The sequence below is a fragment of the Aeromonas sp. s3 genome, from assembly GCF_040907805.1.
In the GTDB taxonomy this organism is placed as follows: domain Bacteria; phylum Pseudomonadota; class Gammaproteobacteria; order Enterobacterales; family Aeromonadaceae; genus Aeromonas; species Aeromonas dhakensis.
The window spans coordinates 232,121-239,003 of record NZ_JBFOCQ010000021.1 but is presented as its reverse complement, the minus strand read 5'-3'; the positions used below and the strand labels follow the sequence as shown (position 1 = coordinate 239,003).

The window sequence follows — 6,883 nt, the reverse complement described above, 5'->3', positions numbered from 1 at the left end:
GCAATCAGGGTAACAACCATCTTGATGTTGTCGCCCGGCATTACCATCTCTACGCCTTCCGGCAGTTCGATGGTACCGGTCACGTCGGTAGTACGGAAGTAGAACTGCGGACGGTAGCCTTTGAAGAACGGGGTGTGACGACCACCTTCTTCTTTGGACAGCACGTACACTTCAGATTCGAACTTGGTGTGCGGCTTGATGGTGCCCGGCTTGGCCAGTACCTGACCACGCTCTACGTCTTCACGCTTCACGCCACGCAGCAGCGCGCCAACGTTCTCACCTGCACGACCTTCGTCCAGCAGTTTGCGGAACATTTCAACGCCGGTACAGGTGGTCTTGGTGGTATCTTTGATACCAACGATTTCCACTTCTTCACCAACTTTAACGATGCCGCGCTCTACACGACCGGTTACTACGGTACCACGGCCTGCGATGGAGAATACGTCTTCGATCGGCATCAGGAACGGCTGGTCAATTGCGCGCTCCGGCTCCGGAATGTAGGTGTCCAGGTGGCCAGCCAGTTCCAGGATCTTCTCTTCCCACTGAGCTTCGCCTTCCAGCGCTTTCAGTGCGGAACCACGGACTACCGGCAGGTCATCACCCGGGAAGTCGTACTCGGACAGCAGTTCGCGAACTTCCATCTCGACCAGTTCCAGCAGCTCTTCGTCATCTACCATGTCGCACTTGTTCATGAACACGATGATGTACGGAACGCCTACCTGACGACCCAGCAGGATGTGCTCACGAGTCTGCGGCATCGGGCCGTCAGTCGCTGCTACTACCAGGATCGCGCCGTCCATCTGGGCAGCACCGGTGATCATGTTTTTAACGTAGTCGGCGTGACCCGGGCAGTCTACGTGGGCGTAGTGACGGGTAGCGGTGTCGTATTCTACGTGGGAGGTGTTGATGGTGATACCACGCTCACGCTCTTCCGGTGCCTTGTCGATCTGGTCGAAGGCGAAAGCTTTACCACCGAAGTGCTTGGCCAGCACGTTGGTGATGGCGGCGGTCAGGGTGGTTTTACCGTGGTCAACGTGGCCGATGGTACCCACGTTAACGTGCGGTTTATTACGCTCAAATTTTTCTTTAGACATGATCGTCCCTCTAAACTAACGCTGAGTACGCGGTGGCAAGCTAACCACAGAACAGTTTATATGATGGATTTGAATCTGGTGGGGAAGAGAGGCTGGTGCTGACAGGCTGGTTCGATTGCCGAACTCACCCTAGGGTGTGACTCTGCTATCGCCTGAGCCAATCAGCATCTTGGAGCGGGCAGCGGGAATCGAACCCGCATCATCAGCTTGGAAGGCTGAGGTAATAGCCATTATACGATGCCCGCATTTCTCTAACCCAAAGAACTCAAACCGCAGAGAAATATGGTGGAGGGAGAAGGATTCGAACCTTCGAAGGCAGAGCCGTCAGATTTACAGTCTGATCCCTTTGGCCGCTCGGGAACCCCTCCGTTACGTCAATGTCACAACGGTAATTCTGCTTGCACCCGTTGATTTATCGCTTTTGCTGGGCAAATAGACGACAGACATCTAAGCGTCGCGCATTTTATGGTAAGGATTTTGGGGATGCAACCATTGCGCCTTGCAAAATGTGCATTATTGCCAGGAACCAGGCAAAAAAGGACTCACTCTCCGCTCGAAACCGTCGCTTCTCTTGTCGCTCCCGCCCCCCTTGGTGTATGGTCGCCCTGCCCAAGAAACAGTGACGACACCATGACGACAGAGCATAACCCCTATCTGCAATTCACCCGCGAACAATGGGCGTTATTGCGCGACTCGGTCCCTTTGACCCTGACCGAGCACGATCTGCAGACCCTGCGCGGGATCAACGAGAAGGTGTCATTGCAGGAGGTGGAAGAGATCTATCTGCCCCTCTCCCGTCTGCTCAATCTCTACGTCAAGGCCAAGCAGCGCCGCAGCCGGGTGCTGGAACAGTTCCTCGGTCAGTCTCGCGGCAAAGGCACCTACATCATCAGCATCGCCGGCAGTGTGGCGGGTGGTAAAAGTACCACGGCGCGCATCATGCAAGCGCTGCTGGAGCGCTGGCCGGAGCACCCGCGGGTGGAGCTGGTCACCACCGACGGCTTTCTCTACCCCAACAAGGTGCTGGAAGAGCGCGGCCTGATGCGCCGCAAGGGGTTCCCGGAGTCCTACGACATCCGTCATCTGGTGGAGTTTGTCGCCAACATCCGTGCCGGCCACGAGAAAGTCGAGGCCCCCGTCTACTCTCACCTCATCTACGACATCATTCCGGATGAGAAGAAGGTGGTGGAGCAGCCGGACATCCTGATCCTGGAAGGGCTCAATGTGCTGCAAAGCGGCATGGACTACCCGCAGGATCCGCACCGCGTGTTCGTGTCGGACTTCGTCGACTTCTCCATCTATGTGGATGCCGACGCCGAACTGCTGCGCACCTGGTATATCGAGCGTTTCCTCAAATTTCGCAGCGGCGCCTTCTCGGATCCGGACTCCTACTTCCACCACTACGCCAAGCTGGCCGAGAGCGAGGCGACCAAGATCGCCAGCAACATCTGGCAAGATATCAACTATCTGAATTTGAAAGAGAACATCCTGCCTACCCGGGAGCGGGCCAACCTGATCCTGACCAAGGGCAACGAGCACGCCATCGAGCAGATCAAGCTGCGCAAGTAACGGCGGCAGCTCACCCATCAATGAAGAGGGGGCCCGCAGGCCCCCTCTTCATTGGGTGACGGTCAGCGCCGCCATCAGTCTCCCCGGCGCAGGGAGATCTCCCCGCCCAGATAGAACTTGATCCCCTCCTCCGTCTCCAGCCGCAGCGCACCGCGATCATCGATGCCGCGCGCCACGCCGCGGATCTCCTGCTCGCCCATCAGCAGTCGCACCGGCCGGCCGGCGAAGTGGTCGAGCCGGTTCCAGTCTGCCACGAAGCTGGCGAGCCCCTCCTGTTCGAAGGTGAGCATGGCCTGCTGCAGATGTTCAATCACCCGGCCGGCCAGCAGATTGCGGTCCACCAGTTCCGGCTGGATGTGGCGCAATTCGGACCAGGCCTGATCGATCCGCTCCGCCTCCCGGCTCGGCATCGCCAGGTTGAGGCCGACCCCGATCACCAGGTGGCAGCTGGCGCCGGCGCTACCGCTCATCTCCACCAGAATGCCCGCCAGTTTGCGGCCCTGATAGTAGAGATCGTTGGGCCACTTGAGCTCAACTCCCGGATAACCGAGGGACTCCAGCGCCTGCACCACGGCCACCCCGACCGCCAGACTCAGCCCCATGGCCGCCGCCATGCCCTGCTCCAGCCGCCAGTACATGCTCAAGATCAGCTGGCAGCCGAAGGGGGAAACCCAGGGCTTGCCGCGCCGGCCGCGCCCGGCGGTCTGGCACTCGGCCAGGCAGCTCTCGCCCGACTGCAGCTGGTTGACCCGCTCCAGCAGGTACTGGTTGGTGGAGTCGATGACCGGGAAGCAGTGCACCGGTGCCATGGGCGCCAGCGCCTGCAGCTGCTCTTCGTCATAGAGCGCCATCGGCACCGCCAGCCGGTACCCCTTGCCGGTCAGGCTGAAGAGATCCAGTCCCAGCTCCTTGAGCGCCGCCATGTGCTTGCTGACCGCCGCCCGACTGATGCCGAGCTGCTCGCCAAGCTGCTCACCGGAGTGGAATTGCCCGTCGCTGAGCAGAGAGATCAGGGTTTGCCGGATGGGAGTCAGGGTCATGCCAGTACCTCGTCGAGCCAAGTTTCACCACGGCGGCCCATGAAGCGCACCTCGTGCTCCAGCACCACCCCAAATTTCTGCTCCACGCTGTCACGCACGTGGGCCGCCAGCGCGATCAGCTCCATGGCGCTGGCGCCGCCCAGATTGACCAGCACCAGCGCCTGCTCCTGATGGACGGCGGCACGGCCGATGGCAAAGCCCTTGAGGCCGCACTGATCGATGAGCCAGCCCGCAGCCAGCTTGGCCAGCCCTTCACCCGCCGGATAGAGCGGCATCTGGGGATATTTCAGCTTGAGCGACGCCGCCAGCGCGGCAGGCACCACCGGATTCTTGAAGAAACTGCCCGCGTTGCCAAGCACGGCCGGATCCGGCAGCTTGGCCATGCGGGTGGCGCAGACGGTGTCGAAGATGGCCTGTGCCGAGGGCTGTTCGCCCAGTGCGGCCAGCGGACCATAGCCCTGGCTTGGCTGCCAGGCCTTGGCCAGTCGCAGACCGACCGCAGTGATGAAGTGGCTGTCCTGATACTCGTGCTTGAAGATGCTGTCGCGATAACCGAAGCGGCAGTCGGCCGCGGCGATGCGCTCCATCTCGCCGCTCTGCCAGTTGAACGCCTCGACGTAGGCACAGACGCTGGCCAGCTCGACCCCGTAGGCGCCGATGTTCTGCACCGGTGCCGCCCCGACCGTGCCGGGGATGAGCGCCAGGTTTTCGAGACCGTACCAGCCCTGCTGCAGGGTGTGGCACACCAGCTCGTGCCAGTTCTCGCCGGCGGCTACGTGCAGCAGCCAGTAATCTCCCTCATCCTGCAGCGCTATCCCCTTGAGCCGGTTGAGCACCACCACCCCGGCGAAGTCATCGCAAAACAGCACGTTGCTGCCACCGCCCAGCACCAGCCGCGGCAAGCCGGCCAGCTCGGCGTTGGCAACCAGCTGCGGCAGGTCGTCGGTTTGCTCCACTTCGGCCAGCCAGTGGCAGTGGGCATCGAGGGCGAGGGTGTTGAGCGTCAACAGGGAGGCGTGCGGGGTGAGTTTCATCTGCGTGTTCCGACAATGGCAAGCGGGCAGTCTACCTTATATTGCCGCCGGACGAAAAATCCCGCCCTCTTTTCGGACTCATATAGCTGGAGTAGAGTATCTCGCTCCGACTCTTGAGGAAGTACTCATGAACAACCAATTTGCCGTCATCGGCCTGGGGCTGTTTGGCAGCGCGTTGTGTGAAGAGCTGCAGCGCCAGGATGCCGAGGTGCTGGCGATTGACATCGACGAGAGCAAGACCCGCCAGATCGCCACCCTCTGCAACCACGTCATCGTGGCCGACGCCACCGACGAGGCCACCGTCGCCGAACTGGGCCTGGCCGACTTCGACATCGTCTTCGTCGCCATCGGTGACAACCTCGAGACCAGCATACTCACCACCCTTGTCCTCAAGGAGGCAGGGGTGAAGAAGGTCTGGGTCAAGGCGCGCGACAAGTTCCACGCCAAGATCCTGCAGAAGGTGGGTGCCGACAAGGTGATCAACCCGGAGTGGGACATGGGTCGTCGGGTCGCCCAGAGCATGCTGGATAACCGGCTGTTCGACTATCTGGAGCTGGGTCACGACATGGTGCTGACCGAGTTTGTCATCGGCCTGCAGTTGAACGGTCGGGCCCTCAGCGACTTCCATCTGCTGCAGCAGAGCGAATTCCAGCTGCTCGCCATCAAGCGTGGCGAAACCCTGCACAACGTGCTGACCGGCAAGATGGAGCTGCAGCTGGGTGACATCCTGATCCTGGCCGGCAACAAGCACGCCATCGACCACTGGCTGGAAACCCTATGACCCGCTGGCGCAGCAGCTACGCCTTTGCCCTGCAGCGGGAAGACGAGTCCCGCTGGAGTGAAGCCAAGCTGATCCTCGGCAGTTTTCTGGTCATCCTGCTGATCGGCACCCTGTTTCTGGTGCAGCCTTCCAGCCACAACGGCCAGGTGAGCTTCATCAATGCCCTGTTCACCGCCACCTCGGCCATCAGCGTGACCGGGCTCGGGGTGGTGGACACCGGTACCGCCTTCACCCTGCAGGGACAGATCTTCCTGCTGATGCTGATGGAGATTGGCGGCCTGGGCCAGATGACCATGACCCTGCTGCTCATCGCCATGTTCAGCAAACGGGTCGGCCTGCGCCAGCAGGTGCTGGCCAAGGAGGCGCTGGGCCAGGAGGGCTCGGTCAACATCATCCAGCTGGTGAAGCGCATCGTGCTGTTCGCCTTCATCGCCCAGCTCATCGGCACCGCCCTGATGGCCATTCGCTGGGTGCCCGAGATGGGGTGGGAGCGCGGCCTCTACGTCAGCTTCTTCCACGCAGTGTCGGCCTTCAACAACGCCGGCTTCTCGCTGTTTGCCAACAATCTCATGGACTACCGGGACGACCCCGTCATCAGTCTGACCATCGCCGGTCTGCTGATCCTCGGCGGGATCGGCTTCACCGTCATCGTCGATCTGGTGCGCAACCGCCGCTGGCGCAAGCTCAAGCTGCACAGCAAGCTGATGCTGATCATGACCCCGGGTCTGCTGCTGCTGGGAACCCTGATGTTCTGGCTGCTGGAGCACAACAACCCGGGCACCCTCGGCAAGGTCTCCTTCGGCGGCCAGTGGCTGGCGGCCTTCTTCCAGTCTGCCAGCGCCCGTACCGCAGGTTTCAACACCATCGACATCGGCCTGATGACCCCGGCCGCCCTGCTGTTTCTGATGATGCTGATGTTCATCGGGGCGGGCGCTACCTCCACCGGTGGCGGTATCAAGGTGACCACCTTCGCGGTGGTGCTGCTGGCGACCAAGGCGTTTCTGACCAAGCGCCCCCATGTCACCGCCTTTGGCCGCACCCTCTCGTCCCAGATAGTGACCCGATCGCTGGCCATCATCATGGTCAGCACCATGGTGCTGATGCTGGCCATGTTCCTGCTGATGCTCACCGAGCAGCAGACCTTCGACAAGATCATGTTCGAGACCATCTCGGCGTTTGCCACCGTGGGGCTCTCCACCGGCATCACCGCCACCCTGAGCGAGCCTGGCAAGCTCATCCTAGTGCTGGTGATGATCTGTGGCCGTCTCGGCCCGCTGACTCTGGCCTTCATGCTGGCTCGCCCGGTCGAAACCCGCATCAAGTACCCGGAAGAGACCGTCTACACCGGCTGATGACACCGGGGCC

At 61.2% G+C, this 6,883-nt stretch carries 6 protein-coding genes and 2 tRNA genes; 3 read left to right on the top strand and 5 right to left on the bottom strand.

Annotation, left to right across the window (positions count from 1 at the left end; translation table 11 throughout):
• The 3 genes from tuf to AB5Y98_RS11785 all read right to left on the bottom strand — a co-directional run.
• Positions 1–1,094, bottom strand: a 1,094-nt coding sequence (tuf, locus tag AB5Y98_RS11795) for an elongation factor Tu (protein WP_005306258.1), incomplete at its 3' end; no start/stop codon positions are given.
• Positions 1,095–1,264: 170 nt separating this feature from the next.
• A tRNA-Gly gene (locus AB5Y98_RS11790) sits at positions 1,265–1,339 on the bottom strand.
• Between the two features lie 38 nt (positions 1,340–1,377).
• Positions 1,378–1,462, bottom strand: a tRNA-Tyr gene (locus tag AB5Y98_RS11785).
• A 262-nt stretch (positions 1,463–1,724) separates the two neighbouring features.
• On the opposite strand from AB5Y98_RS11785, the gene coaA reads away from it, so the two are divergent.
• Positions 1,725–2,663 (top strand): type I pantothenate kinase, encoded by a 939-nt coding sequence (gene coaA / locus AB5Y98_RS11780; protein WP_005306328.1) that lies wholly within the window; start codon positions 1,725–1,727, stop codon positions 2,661–2,663.
• Between the two features lie 74 nt (positions 2,664–2,737).
• Here the strand turns inward: coaA and birA are convergent, their stop codons facing one another.
• A complete protein-coding gene (gene birA / locus AB5Y98_RS11775; RefSeq protein ID WP_017764792.1) occupies positions 2,738–3,703 on the bottom strand; it encodes a bifunctional biotin--[acetyl-CoA-carboxylase] ligase/biotin operon repressor BirA in 966 nt (321 codons plus the stop codon).
• The gene (gene murB, locus AB5Y98_RS11770; protein WP_042050127.1) at positions 3,700–4,737 is read right to left on the bottom strand and encodes a UDP-N-acetylmuramate dehydrogenase; all 1,038 of its coding nucleotides are present in this window, start codon (positions 4,735–4,737) and stop codon (positions 3,700–3,702) included. Before murB ends, birA begins: the two co-directional genes overlap by 4 nt.
• A 127-nt stretch (positions 4,738–4,864) precedes the next feature.
• On the opposite strand from murB, the gene AB5Y98_RS11765 reads away from it, so the two are divergent.
• Together AB5Y98_RS11765 and AB5Y98_RS11760 are read left to right on the top strand one after the other, a co-directional pair.
• Positions 4,865–5,518 (top strand): TrkA family potassium uptake protein, encoded by a 654-nt coding sequence (locus tag AB5Y98_RS11765; RefSeq protein ID WP_005306338.1) that lies wholly within the window; start codon positions 4,865–4,867, stop codon positions 5,516–5,518.
• Positions 5,515–6,870 carry a TrkH family potassium uptake protein gene (locus tag AB5Y98_RS11760; protein ID WP_368231950.1) on the top strand — a complete coding sequence of 452 codons (1,356 nt, stop codon included), beginning with the start codon at positions 5,515–5,517 and terminating at the stop codon, positions 6,868–6,870. The genes AB5Y98_RS11765 and AB5Y98_RS11760 overlap by 4 nt, the downstream gene beginning before the upstream one ends.
• Positions 6,871–6,883 lie beyond the last annotated feature (13 nt).

Coding starts and splice junctions, on each gene's coding strand:
- coaA (WP_005306328.1), top strand. CDS start 1,725: ATGACGACAGAGCATAACCCCTATCTGCAATTCACCCGCGAACAATGG.
- birA (WP_017764792.1), bottom strand. CDS start 3,703: ATGACCCTGACTCCCATCCGGCAAACCCTGATCTCTCTGCTCAGCGAC.
- murB (WP_042050127.1), bottom strand. CDS start 4,737: ATGAAACTCACCCCGCACGCCTCCCTGTTGACGCTCAACACCCTCGCC.
- AB5Y98_RS11765 (WP_005306338.1), top strand. CDS start 4,865: ATGAACAACCAATTTGCCGTCATCGGCCTGGGGCTGTTTGGCAGCGCG.
- AB5Y98_RS11760 (WP_368231950.1), top strand. CDS start 5,515: ATGACCCGCTGGCGCAGCAGCTACGCCTTTGCCCTGCAGCGGGAAGAC.